The sequence below is a fragment of the Fusobacterium sp. genome, assembly GCF_032477075.1.
In the GTDB taxonomy this organism is placed as follows: Bacteria; Fusobacteriota; Fusobacteriia; order Fusobacteriales; family Fusobacteriaceae; genus Fusobacterium_A.
Map to the genome: position 1 here is coordinate 13022 of NZ_JAWDXO010000016.1, position 15569 is coordinate 28590.

Below are 15569 nucleotides of genomic sequence, written 5' to 3' on the forward strand. Positions count from 1 at the left end.
TTTAATGAAAAAAATTACTAAACTTTTCCTTAGTACTGTTTTCATTTTAGGAAGTATGCTTTTGCTTACTTCATGTAATGTTGGAAATGGAAAAACTATAATAAGGGTTTCTCACAATCAAGCTGCTGATCATCCTACAAATATTGGATTATTAGCATTTGAAAAATTTATAGAAAGTAAACTTGGAGATAAATATGATGTTCAAATATTTCCAAATGAACTTTTAGGTTCTCAGGTAAATACAGTTGAACTTACACAGACTGGAGCTATCAATTTCACTGTAGCAAGTAATGCTATTCTTGAAAGTTTTGATGATATATATCAAATATTCAATCTGCCATACCTATTCAATAGCCCTGAACATTATCATGCTGTAATGGATAATAAAGAGCTTATAAAACCTATCTTTACTGCTACTGAAAAATCTGGATTTGAAGCAGTTGCATGGTTAGATGCTGGTACTAGAAACTTTTACACAGTTAAAAAACCCATCAGAACACCTGATGATTTAAAAGGTCTTAAAATCAGAGTACAACAGTCAGCTTCTAACATCAGAATGATGGAGCTTTTTGGTGGAGCAGCTACTCCTATGGGATTTGGTGAAGTTTATACTGCCCTTCAGCAGAGTGTTATTGATGGAGCTGAAAATAATGAATTGGCTCTTACAAGTAATAAACATGGTGAGGTTTGTAAATATTATTCATATAATATGCACCAAATGGTACCTGATATTGTAATTGGAAATTTAAGATTCCTTAACAACCTCTCTCCTGAAGAAAGAGCTATTTTTGATGAAGGGTTTAATATTATATCAAAGGTACAAAGAGAAGCCTGGGGATCATCTGTAGAAAAAGCTATTGAAGAAGCTAAAAAAATGAATGTAGAATTTATCTATCCTGAAGTACTTGTCTTCCAAGAGAAAGTTTTACCTCTTCATGAAGAAGTATTAGCTGCAAATCCTAAACTAAAGCCAATTTATGACAGAATCCAAGAAATTGGAAAAGAAGTTATAGGAGGTAAAAACTAATGACTGAAATAAGAAACTTTTTGAATAAAATTATTTTAAGTATTTGTGTTATTCTTTTTATGTTCATGACTGTTGTGGGCACTTACCAAATTTTAGTGAGATATATCTTTAAATCACCAAGTACAATATCAGAAGAGCTTATTTCCTACTCTTTTGCTTGGATGTCAATGTTTGCTGCCTCTTATATTTTTGGAAAAAGAGATCATATGCGTATGGTATTTTTTATAGAAAGATTTAATAAAAAAACTCAATCTAGAATCGGTATATTAACTGAAATTGTTGTGCTGCTCTTTGCCATTGGAGTTCTTATCTCTGGTGGAGCATATATTGCTGTTTTAAGTATGACTCAGACAACTCCTGCTCTTGGAATATCTATGGGATATATTTATATGGTGCTTCCTGTATGTGGAATAATTACAGCTATATATAGTGTTCTTAATATATTTGATCTTATGAAAAAATCGAAGGAGGCATAAAATATGGTATTTACTACAGCATTAATTATGTTTATTGTCTTAATAATAACTCTGCTTCTTGGATTTCCAATTGCAATAAGTATAGGAATATCATCTGTTCTTGCTATTCTTCCATCACTTGCTTTGGATAATACTCTTGTTACTGGAGCTCAGAGAATATTTTCTGGAATCTCTAACTTTACCTTAATAGCTATTCCATTTTTTATTCTAGCTGGTAATATTATGAATCAGGGAGGAATAGCTAAAAAAGTAGTAGCATTTGCTCAATCTTTAACTGGCAGAATTCCCGGTTCTCTTATGCAGACAAATATTCTTGCTAATATGATGTTTGGTGCTATCTCTGGTTCATCAGTTGCTGCTTGTGCTGCCATGGGAGGAATTCTTCTTCCTATGGAAGAACAAGAAGGATATGATAAAAGATTAGGGGCTACTGTTAATATTGCCACTGCTCCTACAGGTTTATTAATTCCCCCATCTAACTCACTTATTGTTTATTCATTAGTAAGTGGAGGAACTTCAGTTGCAGCTTTATTCATGGCAGGATATATTCCAGGTATTTTATGGGGTCTTGGTTGTATGGTTCTTACTTTCTTTCTTGCTAAAAATCGTAAAATGAAAGGGAGAAAAGGAATTCAGTTAAAAGTTATATTACTTACTTTCATTGATGCTCTTCCATCTTTAGCTCTTATAGTTATTGTTATTGGTGGAATTATTAAAGGGGTTTTCACTCCTACTGAGGGATCAATAGTTGCTGTTGTCTACACCCTCCTATTATCAGTAGTATTTTACAGAACTATTACTTTCAAAAATCTTATTAAGATTTTTGAAGAAAGTGCAAAAATGACTGGAATCATTATTTTTCTGATTGGTGTATCAACAATCATGTCTTGGGTAATGGCATTTACTGGTGTACCTCAAGCAATATCCAATTTGATTCTAGGAATAACTGACAACAAATACATAATACTTCTTCTTATGAATTTACTTTTATTATTTATAGGAACATTTATGGATGTTACTCCAGCGATTCTTATATTTACACCAATATTCCTTCCAATAGTTAAAGCCTTTGGAATGAGCCCTATCCAATTTGGTATCATTATAGTATTCAATTTGTGTATTGGAAATATCACTCCACCAGTTGGGAATACTCTATTTGTTGGAGTAAAAATCGGAAATTTAAAAATAGAAGATGTAATGAAAGAACTTATTAAATACTATGTTGTTATAATAATTGTTCTAATGTTTGTAACATATATTCCAAAACTTTCTTTATACCTTCCAATTATAAGTGGACTTATAAAATAATTTTAAACAAAAAAGTCTTCTCACTTTTTAATCACAGTGAGAAGACTTTTTGTTTCATGAAAAATATTCTGGATACTTTTCCATATATTCATTTATAACATTTCTAAAATTCAGTAAATGCTTTGTTATAAGAGAATCTATTTTTTTTACGTCTTTTTCAGATATTAATTTAACTATATCAATATGCTGTTTAAGTGTAGTTTCTACATTTGTTTTCTCTAAAGCATCTATTAATCTCAATCTGTCATAATGAGTTGAAAGCCTCTTTATTGTCTTCCATACATTTTTCTTATTATAATTTTCAAAAATAATTGTGTGAAATTGGTTATCTAATTCAAAAAATTTATGGAGATCTTCTTTAAAATTTATTATAATTTTTTGATATTCTATATTTTTTTCTAACATTTTTATCAGTGTTCTTGATTGTATATCTTTACAAGCTATTTCCAGCATCTCTTTTTCGCAAAGCTTTCTTAAGAAAACTGCTTCTTCCACTAAATTAAGATCTATTTTAGAAACAATAGAGCCTTTTTGAGGAAATACATTCAAAAGCTTTTCTTCAGAAAGTCTCACAAATGCTTCCCTCACTGGAGTTCTACTTACATTAAGGGATTCACTTATTTCTATCTCACTAACAATTTCTCCAGGTTTAAGATTAAGATTCATTATATTATTTTTAAGAACTCTATAAATATATTGTCTATTGTTTTCAGTTTTGTTTTTTTCTATGTTTAATAATTTCATTTTTCCCCCAAGTTTATTTATTAAAATATTCCAGTCTTTTAGAGATTTCTTCACATGATCTCCTCATAGCTTCAGCTATCTTTAATGCTCTCTCATCTGTTAATGAATCTGGGAAACATGGACAGCTCACAGCGGCTACTATCCTGTTTTTACTATCTAGTATAGGAACTGCTACAGCTCTTATATTAACTGAATGTTCCATATTGTCAAAAGAAAGTTTATTTATATTTATTTTAAGAAGTTCCCTTTTTAATTCATCTCTATCAGTTATCGTATTTTCAGTATATTTAGGAAGAGTTCTTTCTAAAAGTTTATTTAATTTACTTTCATTCAGCTGACATATTAAAAGTTTACTGGCAGCTCCTGCATGTAATGGAAATATTGCATTTTCAGAAACTGATATTTTAATAAAGTCACTGCTTTCTACTTTTCCTATACTTCTTATTTTATCTTCATCTAAAACACTTATTTTAAAAGTTTCCTTAAATTTTAAAGATAACTCTTCCAAATATGGATATGCAATATTTTTTATAAGAGTATATCTTTCATGTTTATTTGAAAAAAAATAAAATTTTTCTCCTATCTTATATTCTCTTCCTTCTAAATTCAAGTATTTAAGTTCTGTTAAAACTGATAAAAGTCTATTTGTTGTTGCCTTAGGTATTTCTAAATCTTTTGAAATATCAGCCTGTGTAGCTGACTCTTTATAATAAAGATATTTGAATATCTTATCCGCTTTTTCTATAGCAGGAACTTTTTTTTCACTTTCCATATCTCCCCCTTATTTAAGTTACATTTCTCTATAATTAATTCATCATAATAAGTTATTTATTTAAAAATCTATAATATATTATACTATATTTTTCCATATATGGAACTAACTTTTTTCTACTTTTTTAATAGTTATTCCATGATTTTGATAAAGACTTTTATAGGTTTAGTAAATTTCGTTTCATATATGAAATTTTTTATTTATTTTTTTATTGTACTTTTTAACAATATTGAGTTATAAATAGACTATAAGAAATTTAATAAAAAATAATATAAAAAGAAATCTAATATAACAAAAATTTCTATTTCAATACAATGTACACAATATGAATAATGAAAATTTTGTCATATTAGTAAAACTGAGGAGGACAGATTTATGAGAAAAAAACTTATTATGATCATTTTCACTTTAATGGCTGCTTGTGCCTTTGCTAAAGCTTATCCTAGTAAAAATATCAATATGATTGTACCATTCAGTGCTGGTGGTGGAACAGATGCAGTTGCTAGAAAATTGGGCAGCCTTATGGAAAAAGAACTTGGAACTTCAGTAGTTATAGTTAATAAAACTGGAGGAGCTGGAGCTGTAGGAATGACTTTTGGAGCTACTCAAAAGAAAGATGGTTATACAATTACAATGATAACTAGAGAAATTGTTTCATTACCTTTAATGAACCTTTCTCCTATCAGTTATAAAGATTTTGAATTAGTATCTTTAGTAAATATGGATCCTGCTGTTGTTTTAGTTGAAAAAGATTCTAAGTATCAAACTTTAGATGAACTTTTAGCAGATGCCAAAGCAAATCCTGAAAAAATAAAATTTGCAAGTACAGCTAAACCTAACTTTTATGCTTTAGCTATAGAAAATGAAGCTGGTGTGAAGTTTAATCATATTCCATATAATGGAGCTGGAGAAGTTATTCCAGCATTGTTAGGAAAACATGCTGATTTCTCTCTAATGGGACCAGGAGAAGCTATTGGTCAATTAAAAGCTGGTCAATTAAGAGCTTTAGGAATCATGGCTGATACTAGAATTGAAAGTCTTCCAGAAGTTGCTACATTAAAAGAATTAGGACATGATGTTGTTTCTGGTACTTGGAGAGGTATTGCAGTACCTAAAGGAACTTCACCTGAAATAGTTGCTACTCTTGATGCTGCTATTAAAAAATCTATTGAATCAGATGATTTTAAAGATTTCATGAACAATTCTACATTTGGAATCAAATATTTAAATGGAAAAGATTTTGAAACATTTATAATAGATGATACTACTACAATAGACTCAATAGTAAAATCTTTAAAATAGTCATGTAAAATTCTTAAATTAATGTATGGAAAGGTTACTATATTTATTAGTAACCTTTTTTATAAAAGGGGGATTAATTTTGTTAGAAACTATTTTTTCTGTATTTTTATGTATAGTAAGTGCTTTTATTTTTTATTCTTCTACTCAGTTTAATATGGCTTTCATAGGAGACTCTGGACTAGGTCCTGATTTCTTTCCTAAAATTATTGCAATTATTTTATTTATACTCTCTGGTATACTTTTTGCAGGAAGCATAAAAAACAAAGATAAAAAAAGTATTTATAATTCAAATATGAGATATACCTTCATGGTAATTTTTGCTTTTGCAATATATATATTTCTTATAGACAGAATTGGTTATTTAATATCTACTATAATTTTTGCTTTTGTTATAATAACTATTTTAAAGAGCAAATCTAAGATATTAAATATAATATTTGCAATAATATTTCCTGCAGCCTTATACTTATTATTTACTTATGCTTTTAAAGTATCTTTACCTACAGGATTATTTATCTAATTTTAAATAGAGGGGGAAATATAAAATGTTTAGTCATTTAATACAAGGTTTATCTACAGCTCTGCTGTTAGGTAATCTGTTTTATCTAATTCTTGGAGTAACTGGAGGGATTGTCATTGGAGCTCTTCCAGGGCTTACTGCAACAATGGGAGTTGCTATTCTTCTTCCTTTTACATTTGGTATGGATGCTGTTACTGGTCTTATAATGCTTGTAGGAATATATATAGGAGCTATCTATGGAGGTTCTATCTCAGCTATACTTTTGAATACTCCTGGAACTCCAGCATCAGCTGCTACTTGTTTTGATGGTTATGCTTTAGTAAAAAAAGGATATCCAACAAAAGCTCTTAGTGCATCCACTATTGCCTCAGCTTTAGGAGGTCTTATCAGTTGTCTAGCTCTTGTTACTATATCACCTGTTTTGGCAAAATTTGCTTTGAGATTCTCTGCTCCTGAATATTTTGCCTTAGCTTTATTTGGACTTACTATTATTGCAAGTATATCTGCTGAAAACTTCTTAAAGGGAATAATTGCTGGAATGATAGGATTATTAATATCTTGCTTTGGTATGGATGCTATAACAAGTTATCCGAGATTTACTTTTGGTGTAGTGGATCTTTTAAATGGATTTTCGGTTATCCCTGTTCTTATAGGGTTATTTGCTGTATCAGAAGTTTTTAATCAGATAGAAACTTTAATAGGAGAAAAAGAAATAAAAACAGATATAATTATGGATAAAAACTATATGAACTGGAAAGAAATAAAACATTGTCTCCCTACTATACTTAAATGTGGAGCCATTGGAACTTTTATAGGTTCTATTCCTGGTGCTGGTGCTGATATTGCTGCCTTTGTATGCTATAATGAAGCCAAAAGAAGTAACAAGAATGAAAAGTTTGGAGAAGGAAGTCTTATTGGTATCTCTGCTCCTGAGTCTGGTAATAACGGAGTGACTGGAGGAGCTTTGGTTCCACTGCTTACTCTTGGAGTTCCTGGAGATGCTGTTGCTGCTGTTCTTTTAGGTGCACTTATAATTCAAGGATTAACTCCAGGCCCATTGCTTTTTGAACAAAATCCTGAAATTGTTTATGGATTATTTAGTTCTATGATAATTGGAAATATTCTTCTCCTATTTATAGGATTAGCAGGTATAAAATTCTATAGCAGAATTGTTGAGATTCCTAAAACTCTAATGATTCCTGCTATATTAATACTTTCAACTATTGGATCATACTCTATGAATAATAGCTTATTTGATGTAGGAGTCACTTTTGTTTTCGGGATAATTGGATATGTAATGTCAAAAATAAAAATGCCTAGCTCTCCAATAGTTTTAGCTGTGATCTTAGGACCAATGCTTGAAACTAATTTAAGAAAAGCTGTCTTGATGTATGAGGGATCATACAGTTTCTTATATACTAGACCAATAACTGTAGTATTTCTAATTTTGACTGTTCTTTCAATGGTATCAGCTTTAAAAAAGAAAAAATAGAAAAACTAAAGAAATATTTAATAAATACTATAAAATATATTGTTATTTAAAAATAAGAAATTTGTTATAATGGATAAAAAGTTATATAAAAAAGGAAACTGCTTAAGTAGTTTCCTTTTTTATGCACTTATTGCTTTTTCTTTAAATTTTAAAAATCTTTCACACTGTTTTTTTCTGTCATATCCAAGCATTATACCAAGTATAAAATCTTCTTCTGGAGTATAAGCTGTCAAAGAAAGTTTATTTATATTCTTTATCACTTCTACACATTCCTTTGCTCCAAAAAATACATTTATTCTTTGTTTTCCTAAAGGATATATTATATAGTCTATATTTTCAGAATTTAGTTTTTCTTTTATAATTTCAATATTTTTTTTATCTGTAGTGTGTAATATAAGATTTCTGATTCCTTTTTGGTATTCGTATATGTGGTGTATAAAAACTTCCATGCTCTACCTCCTATAAATTTATAATTGATTATAGCACTAATTAAAAATATTTTCAATATATTTTAAAATAAAATTATTTGAAATACAAAACAAAAATAAGAGGATATTAATAAAAAAAGATAGATATAGAAAAAGTTTATGGTATAATTAAAAATAGGAATTAATAAAGGTAGGTATGATATGTTCAAAATACATTCAAAATACAGCCCTACTGGAGATCAGCCAGAGGCAATAAAAAAAATAACTGATAATATAAATAATGGAGTAAAAGATCAGGTACTTCTTGGAGTTACTGGTTCAGGAAAAACTTTTACTGTAGCCAATATCATTGAAAAAACACAAAGACCAGCTTTGATACTTGCTCCTAATAAAACATTGGCAGCTCAGCTTTATTCAGAATATAAAAGTTTTTTTCCTGATAATGCTGTAGAATATTTCGTATCATATTATGATTATTACCAGCCAGAAGCTTACATAGTAACTACTGATACCTATATAGAAAAAGACTCATCCATTAATGATGAAATAGAAAAATTAAGACATGCTGCGACTGCTGCTCTTATGAACAGAAGAGATGTAATAATAGTAGCTTCTGTTTCTGCCATATATGGATTGGGGTCTGCTGAAACATATAGAAAAATGACTATCCCAATAGATAGGCAGACTGGAATAGATAGAAAAGAGCTTATTGAAAGACTTATAAGTATAAGATATGAAAGAAATGACATAGCTTTTGAAAGAGGAAAATTTAGAATAAAAGGTGATGTTATAGATATATACCCATCATATATGGAAACTGGATATAGGCTTGAATACTGGGGAGATGATTTGGAAGAAATATCTGAAATAAATACTCTTACTGGACAAAAAATAAGAAAAAATCTAGAAAGAATAGTTATTTATCCTGCAACTCAATATCTTACAGCAGATGGTGATAATGAAAGAATTCTTGCTGAAATACAAAAAGATCTGAAAATAGAGGTAGAAGCCTTTGAAAAAAGAGGAAAACTCCTTGAAGCTCAAAGATTAAAACAAAGAACTGAATATGATATGGAAATGATAAGAGAAATTGGATACTGCAAAGGTATAGAAAATTATTCAAGATATCTTTCTGGAAAAAAAGAAGGAGAAACTCCTGATACCCTGCTTGAATATTTCCCAAAAGACTTCCTTATATTTATAGATGAATCTCATATATCTATTCCACAAATAAGGGGAATGTATAATGGTGACAGAGCGAGAAAAACAGCTCTTGTTGAAAATGGATTCAGATTAAAAGCTGCCCTTGACAACAGACCTTTAAAGTTTGAAGAGTTTAGAAAAATATCTGATCAGTCAGTATTTGTATCAGCTACTCCTGGAGATTTTGAAATAGAAGCCTCACATGGACATATTGCAGAGCAGCTTATAAGACCTACTGGAATACTCGATCCTGTAATAGAGGTAAGGCCTACCAAAAACCAAGTGGATGATTTACTGGAAGAAATAAGAATAAGAGCTGACAGAAAAGAAAGAGTTTTGGTTACCACTCTTACTAAAAAAATGGCTGAAGAACTTACTGAATATTATCTTGGATTTGGTGTGAGAGTAAAATATATGCATTCTGACATAGATACATTAGAAAGAATAGATATAATTAAAGGATTGAGAAAGGGTGAATTTGATGCTCTAGTTGGGATTAACTTGTTAAGAGAAGGATTGGATATCCCTGAAGTTTCTTTAGTTGCCATATTAGAGGCTGATAAAGAAGGTTTTTTAAGAAGCAGAAGATCTTTGGTACAAACAATAGGTAGGGCTGCCAGAAATATAGAAGGGCGTGTTATACTCTATGGAGATATAATGACTGATTCTATGAAACAGGCTATTGATGAAACTAATAGAAGAAGAAAAATACAAAATGAATATAATGTATTCAATAATATAGATCCTAAAACTATTGTTAAAGAAATCAGTGAAGACTTAATCAATCTTGATTATGGATTAGATATCAATGAAACTGAAGATAAATCTAAAAAAACATTTACATCTAGAAAAGACATTGAAAAAGAAATAATAAAACTTCAAAAACAAATAGCGAAACTTTCTAAAGAATTAGATTTTGAAAATGCTATTATAAAAAGAGATGAAATGACTAAACTTAAAAAACTGTTACTAGATTTTTAACCAAGGAGTTTTTAATGTTTGAAGAAAGAACTTATAGTGTAAGCGAATTTAATAAAAAAGTAAAAAACTATTTAGAAGAAAACAGTGATTTAAGAGAATTTTTCCTTGAAGGAGAAATGTCAGGTGTAACTTATTACAAAAGTGGACATCTATATTTTAATCTGAAGGATAAGGAAGCTCAAGTTAAATGTGCTGCTTTTAAATATAAATTCAAAAGAATTGCAGAAGATTTGAAAGATGGTGATTCTGTAAAAATATTTGGAGATGTTGGTTTCTATGAAAATAGAGGAGATTTTCAAATACTTGTAAGACATATTGAGAAAAAAAACGAATTAGGAGAGCTTTTTGCTAAACTTGAAAAATTAAAAAAAGAGATGGCTGATCAAGGTTACTTTGATCTTTCTCATAAAAAACCTCTCCCTAAATTTCCTAAAAACATTGGAGTGGTTACTGCCTATACTGGAGCAGCCATACAAGATATAATAAAAACTATCAAAAAAAGAGATGATACAATAAATATTTATGTATATCCTGCCAAAGTACAAGGAATAGGAGCAAAAGAAGAAATCATAAAAGGAATTAAAACTTTAAACCAAATAAAAGATATTGATTTAATAATAGCTGGGAGAGGTGGAGGAAGCATAGAAGACCTCTGGTCTTTTAATGAAAAAGAAGTGGCACTTGCTTTTTATGATTCTGAAAAACCTATCATATCTGCTGTAGGGCATGAAATAGATTATCTTCTCAGTGATCTCACAGCAGATGCAAGAGCAGCTACCCCTACTCAAGCTGTAGAGTTATCTGTTCCTGAACGAATAAAAACTTTAGAATCTATAGAAGACAGAAGCAGATATTTGAAATCTCTTATGAAAAATTATATAGAAATTTTAAAAAGAGAATTGGAAAAAAGAGAGAATAATTACTACATAAAAAATTTCAGTAGAAATATTGAAGAAAAAAATCAAGAGATAATTGAAAAAGAAATTCTTTTGAAAAAAGCCTTTGAACGCCATGTACAAAATCTTCAAAATAATTTAAACAACAGAGTAAATAAAATAGTTAATTTAAATCCACTTGAAACTTTAAAAAGAGGATATAGTGTTGTCACTAAAAATGGAATTTCAATAAGAAAAATCAGTGATTTATCAGTAAATGATGAAATTGATATTAAAATAGATGATGGTTTGATAAAAGGAATAGTAAAGGAGATAAAAAATGAAAAAGATACTTATTAGTATATTTATACTCTTATCTGCATCTTTAGCTTTTTCAGAGGAAATTACACCTATATATGAATATAGAAACGAAGCTCTGAGAAATATAGACACTCAAATGAATGCTGAAAGAAGCAGAGGAAGATTGAAAAGACTAAATAATCAATTTGAAGCAGAACTAAAAAATTATATAGAATCTGTAAATGGAAATACTGAAGTAATCTTTCAATTAGGAAATCAATATTTCAGAATGAATCAGTATGATCGTGCAAGAAAAATATTTTCTATGGATAAAACTGATATAAGAAATGTTTTTGGAGCAGCTACTACAGCAAGATTCCTTGGCAGAAATGAAGAAGCCATTTCATTATATAATGATACTCTAAGTATAGATTCTTCATTTTATGAGGCTTATCTTGGTAGGGGAATAGCTAATAAAAATCTTCAAAACTATGACAATGCTCTAAGCGATTTTAAACAATATTTAAATTATAAACAGAATGAGTATGTATATGCTGGTATGGGAGATATCTATATGGCAACTGAAAGATATACAGAAGCAAGAAATATTCTTGAAAAAGGAAGAAGTTTATACCCTAGTTCTAAAACAATAAGAGAACTTTTGGTAAAAGTTTATGCAAAAATAAAATAGAGGTGATCCTATTGGAATGGTATAAATTAAGGACAGCAGGTGTCAAAGACAGTGTTATCCGTAATTTAATGTCAGCTTTTAAGGAATACTTGGATATATTTAAATTAGATGAATTTCAACTAAAAAAATACTTCAATATAGATGATACAGAATATAAAAAAATTATTAACTCTAAAACTCTATCTCTTGATAAAGAAATAGAAAACCTAAAGAAAAACAAAGTGAAAGTATTAAGTTTAAAAAATAACAACTATCCAGAAGAACTAAAAAATATAAGTCAGCCTCCTGTTTTCTTATACTATAAAGGAGATATTTCTCTTCTTAAGAATAAAAGAATAGGAGTAGTAGGTACAAGAAAAGCTACTGTCTATGGAAAAATAACCTGCGAAAAAATGACTGAAGAACTTGTAAATAATGAAATAACTACTGTAAGTGGACTAGCTCTTGGAATAGACAGTATATGTCATAAAAAAACTTTGGATAAATCTGGCAAAACTATTGCAGTAGTTGGCAGTGGTCTTGATATTATTTATCCAAAAGAAAACAGAATCCTTTGGGAAAATATAGAGAAATATGGATTAATAATCAGTGAATATCCTTTAGGAACAGAGCCTATTGGGTATAATTTTCCTATGAGAAATAGAATAATAGTTGGTTTATCCAGAGGAATTCTTGTAATAGAAAGTCAAAAAAAAGGTGGCAGTTTAATCACTGCTGAATTAGCTTTGGAAGAAGGAAGAGAAGTATTTGCTGTTCCAGGAGATATTTTTTCCCCTTCATCTGAAGGATGTAATAATCTTATAAAAAACAGTCAGGCAAAGCTTACAACAGATGTAAAAGATATAATTACAGAATATGGATGGGAAGTAAAAAATAATAAAAATAATAATTTAAATCTTACTTCTTATGAAGAAAAAATATTTTCTCTGCTTGAAAAAGAAAAAAATTTAGATGAACTTATTTTAGATACTTCATTTAAAGCAAGTGAGATTTTATCTATACTTATGGACCTTGAAATAAAGAGTGCTATAGTAAGTATTCCAGGTGGAAAATATAGAAGAAAAAACTAAAATATAATTGTTTGTTGCTTTTTTTATTATTTTTTAGTAAAATGAAACGGAAATATAGTAAACAAAAATTTGAGTTCAGATAGGGGTGAAAAATTTGGTTAAAAAGAATTTAGTTATAGTTGAATCCCCAGCTAAGGCTAAAACAATAGAAAAAATCTTAGGAAAAAATTTCCATGTAGTTGCTTCTTTTGGGCATGTCAGAGACCTTCCTAAAAGTAAACTTGGTGTAGATGTGGAAAATAATTTCCAACCTTCTTATTCTACTATAAAAGGAAAAGGAGATGTAATAAAAAATTTAAAAGATCTTGCAAAAAAATCTGATAAAATATATCTTGCTTCCGATCCAGATAGAGAAGGAGAAGCTATTGCATGGCACATAGCTCATGCTTTAAAACTTGACGAAAAAGATAACAACAGAATAGAATTTAATGAAATAACTGAAACAGCTATTAAAGATTCTATATCACATGCTAGAAAAATTGATATGGATAAGGTAAATGCCCAGCAAGCCAGAAGAATACTTGATAGATTAGTGGGATATGGTATAAGTTCTTTACTTTGGAAAAGTATCTCTTCAAACACTTCTGCTGGAAGAGTTCAATCTGTAGCTCTAAAGCTTATTTGTGATTTGGAAGATGAAATAAAAAAATTCATTCCAGTTAAATTCTGGGAAATAAAAGGAGAGTTTTTAAATAAATTAAAACTTTCTTTATATAGAGTAGATAATAAAAAATTTGATAAACTTACTGATGAAAAAATTGTTAAAGAAATAAAAAAAATAGAAAAAAAAGATTTTACTGTAATTGAAGCCAAAGTTTCGAAAAAAAGTAAAAATTCTCCATTACCTTTAAAAACTAGTACTCTTCAGCAGTTAGCTTCGTCTTATTTAGGTTTTTCAGCTTCTAAAACTATGAGAGTAGCTCAAAGTTTATATGAAGGTATTGATATAGATGGAAATCATAAAGGACTTATAACATATATGAGGACTGACTCTACAAGAATATCTGAAGACGCTGTAGAAATGGCAAAAAAATATATTCTTGAAAATTTTGGAAAAGAATATCTTGGAATACAAAAAACTGTTAAAAATAAACAGAAAATACAAGATGCCCATGAAGCTATCAGGCCTACTGATATTCTCTTAACTCCTGATAATCTGAAAAGTACTTTAGATAAAGACCAGCATAAACTATATAAACTAATCTGGGATAGATTTCTTATATCACAACTTGCTCCTATGAAATATGAGCAGTTTGAAATAATATGCAATTATGAAAAGTTCGACTTTAGAGGAACTATTAATAAAATAATATTTGATGGATATTATAAAATATTTAAAGAAGAGGAAGATCTTCCTCTTGGAGAATTTCCTGCTATAAAAGAAGGCGATATTCTTAAATTAGAAAAGCTTCTTATCAAAGAAGACTTTACTAAGCCTCCTTCAAGATTTACTGAATCTTCTTTAGTTAAAAAGTTAGAAGCTGAAGGAATTGGAAGACCTTCTACATATGCTACTATTATAGAAACTTTGAAAAAAAGAGAATATGTTGTAGTTGAAGGGAAAAGTTTCAGTCCTACTGCATTAGGCTATGAAATAAAAGATAAACTTGATGAAAATTTCCCTAATATAATGAATGTTAAATTTACTGCTGAACTTGAAAATAAGCTTGATGATGTTGCTGAAGGAGAAAAAGATTGGATAAATCTTCTTTCAGTATTCTATAAAGAGCTTAAACATTATATAGATAAATTTAAAATCACAGTGGAAGAAGAAATGTCAAGAATAATTGAATCTGATGTTCCATGTTCTTGTGGAAAAGGCAACATGATTCTAAAGACAGGTAGATTTGGAAGATATCTTGCATGTCCTAGTGAATCTGATGACTGTAAAGAAAAAATATCTCTTAAAGGTGTGGAAATACCTGCTGAAGATATAAAAAATGGTAAAATATTTGTAAAAGAGAAAGTAGAAGAAATAGTAAAAGCAAAAAAAGGAAGACCTACTGATGTATACACAGATAATAACACTATGTATCTTTTAAAATTTGGTAGATTTGGAAGTTATCTGGAAAGTGAAAAGTTTGCTGAAGACAATATAAGAACTCCTCTTCCTCCTGAAATCAGAAAAATGCTGGCTAATAACCAAATAACAGAAAAAGATGGAGTAGTCCAGCTTAAAGCTGAATTAAAAAAGATTACTGATGAAGAAGAAAAGATATTGAAAGCAGCTGGTAAATGTGAAAAATGTGGAAAACCATTTAAAATTAACAGAGGCAGATGGGGAAAATTTCTTGCTTGTACAGGATACCCAGAATGTAAAAATATAAAAAAAATAGAAAATAAAAAATAGAAGAACTCACCCTTAGGGGTGAGCTCTTTG

The 15569-nt window shown here is 29.2% G+C and carries 14 protein-coding genes; 11 read left to right on the forward strand and 3 right to left on the reverse strand.

Annotated features, from left to right (window positions below; all coding sequences use genetic code 11):
* Positions 1-4 precede the first annotated feature (4 nt).
* The 3 genes from E6771_RS08285 to E6771_RS08295 are packed head-to-tail and all read left to right on the forward strand — an operon-like array spanning position 5 to position 2811.
* The gene (locus E6771_RS08285; RefSeq protein WP_316090795.1) at positions 5-1027 is read left to right on the forward strand and encodes a TRAP transporter substrate-binding protein; all 1023 of its coding nucleotides are present in this window, start codon (positions 5-7) and stop codon (positions 1025-1027) included.
* On the forward strand, positions 1027-1503 hold the full coding sequence (locus E6771_RS08290; protein ID WP_316090797.1) for a TRAP transporter small permease: 477 nt from the start codon (positions 1027-1029) through the stop codon (positions 1501-1503). The genes E6771_RS08285 and E6771_RS08290 overlap by 1 nt, the downstream gene beginning before the upstream one ends.
* Positions 1504-1506: 3 nt before the next feature.
* A complete protein-coding gene (locus tag E6771_RS08295) occupies positions 1507-2811 on the forward strand; it encodes a TRAP transporter large permease (RefSeq protein ID WP_316090799.1) in 1305 nt (434 codons plus the stop codon).
* A gap of 54 nt (positions 2812-2865) precedes the next feature.
* Here the strand turns inward: E6771_RS08295 and E6771_RS08300 are convergent, their stop codons facing one another.
* Positions 2866-3555: a GntR family transcriptional regulator gene (locus E6771_RS08300; protein WP_316090801.1), complete on the reverse strand. Its 690-nt coding sequence runs from the start codon at positions 3553-3555 to the stop codon at positions 2866-2868.
* A gap of 13 nt (positions 3556-3568) precedes the next feature.
* Entirely contained in the window at positions 3569-4327 is a 759-nt protein-coding gene (locus tag E6771_RS08305; protein WP_316090803.1) for an IclR family transcriptional regulator, read from the reverse strand.
* Positions 4328-4702: 375 nt separating this feature from the next.
* On the opposite strand from E6771_RS08305, the gene E6771_RS08310 reads away from it, so the two are divergent.
* The 3 genes from E6771_RS08310 to E6771_RS08320 all read left to right on the forward strand — a co-directional run bounded on the left by E6771_RS08310 (position 4703) and on the right by E6771_RS08320 (position 7641).
* Positions 4703-5629 carry a tripartite tricarboxylate transporter substrate binding protein gene (locus tag E6771_RS08310; protein ID WP_316090805.1) on the forward strand — a complete coding sequence of 309 codons (927 nt, stop codon included), beginning with the start codon at positions 4703-4705 and terminating at the stop codon, positions 5627-5629.
* Between the two features lie 79 nt (positions 5630-5708).
* Positions 5709-6149, forward strand: a complete 441-nt coding sequence (locus E6771_RS08315; RefSeq protein ID WP_316090807.1) for a tripartite tricarboxylate transporter TctB family protein — start codon at positions 5709-5711, stop codon at positions 6147-6149.
* A 25-nt stretch (positions 6150-6174) separates the two neighbouring features.
* On the forward strand, positions 6175-7641 hold the full coding sequence (locus E6771_RS08320) for a tripartite tricarboxylate transporter permease (RefSeq protein WP_316090808.1): 1467 nt from the start codon (positions 6175-6177) through the stop codon (positions 7639-7641).
* A 119-nt stretch (positions 7642-7760) separates the two neighbouring features.
* Here the strand turns inward: E6771_RS08320 and E6771_RS08325 are convergent, their stop codons facing one another.
* Positions 7761-8090, reverse strand: a complete 330-nt coding sequence (locus E6771_RS08325) for a DUF2023 family protein (protein WP_308007882.1) — start codon at positions 8088-8090, stop codon at positions 7761-7763.
* Positions 8091-8270: 180 nt separating this feature from the next.
* Between E6771_RS08325 and uvrB the strand changes: the two genes are divergently transcribed.
* The 5 genes from uvrB to topA all read left to right on the forward strand — a co-directional run bounded on the left by uvrB (position 8271) and on the right by topA (position 15539).
* Entirely contained in the window at positions 8271-10253 is a 1983-nt protein-coding gene (gene uvrB, locus E6771_RS08330; protein WP_316090809.1) for an excinuclease ABC subunit UvrB, read from the forward strand.
* A 14-nt stretch (positions 10254-10267) separates the two neighbouring features.
* Complete coding sequence (xseA, locus tag E6771_RS08335) at positions 10268-11488, forward strand: exodeoxyribonuclease VII large subunit (protein WP_316090810.1); 1221 nt, start codon at positions 10268-10270, stop codon at positions 11486-11488.
* Positions 11469-12119 (forward strand): tetratricopeptide repeat protein, encoded by a 651-nt coding sequence (locus tag E6771_RS08340; protein WP_316090811.1) that lies wholly within the window; start codon positions 11469-11471, stop codon positions 12117-12119. Before xseA ends, E6771_RS08340 begins: the two co-directional genes overlap by 20 nt.
* An 11-nt stretch (positions 12120-12130) precedes the next feature.
* Entirely contained in the window at positions 12131-13189 is a 1059-nt protein-coding gene (gene dprA / locus E6771_RS08345) for a DNA-processing protein DprA (RefSeq protein WP_316090812.1), read from the forward strand.
* Positions 13190-13283: 94 nt separating this feature from the next.
* Complete coding sequence (gene topA, locus E6771_RS08350; RefSeq protein ID WP_316090813.1) at positions 13284-15539, forward strand: type I DNA topoisomerase; 2256 nt, start codon at positions 13284-13286, stop codon at positions 15537-15539.
* The last annotated feature ends 30 nt before the right edge of the window (positions 15540-15569 follow it).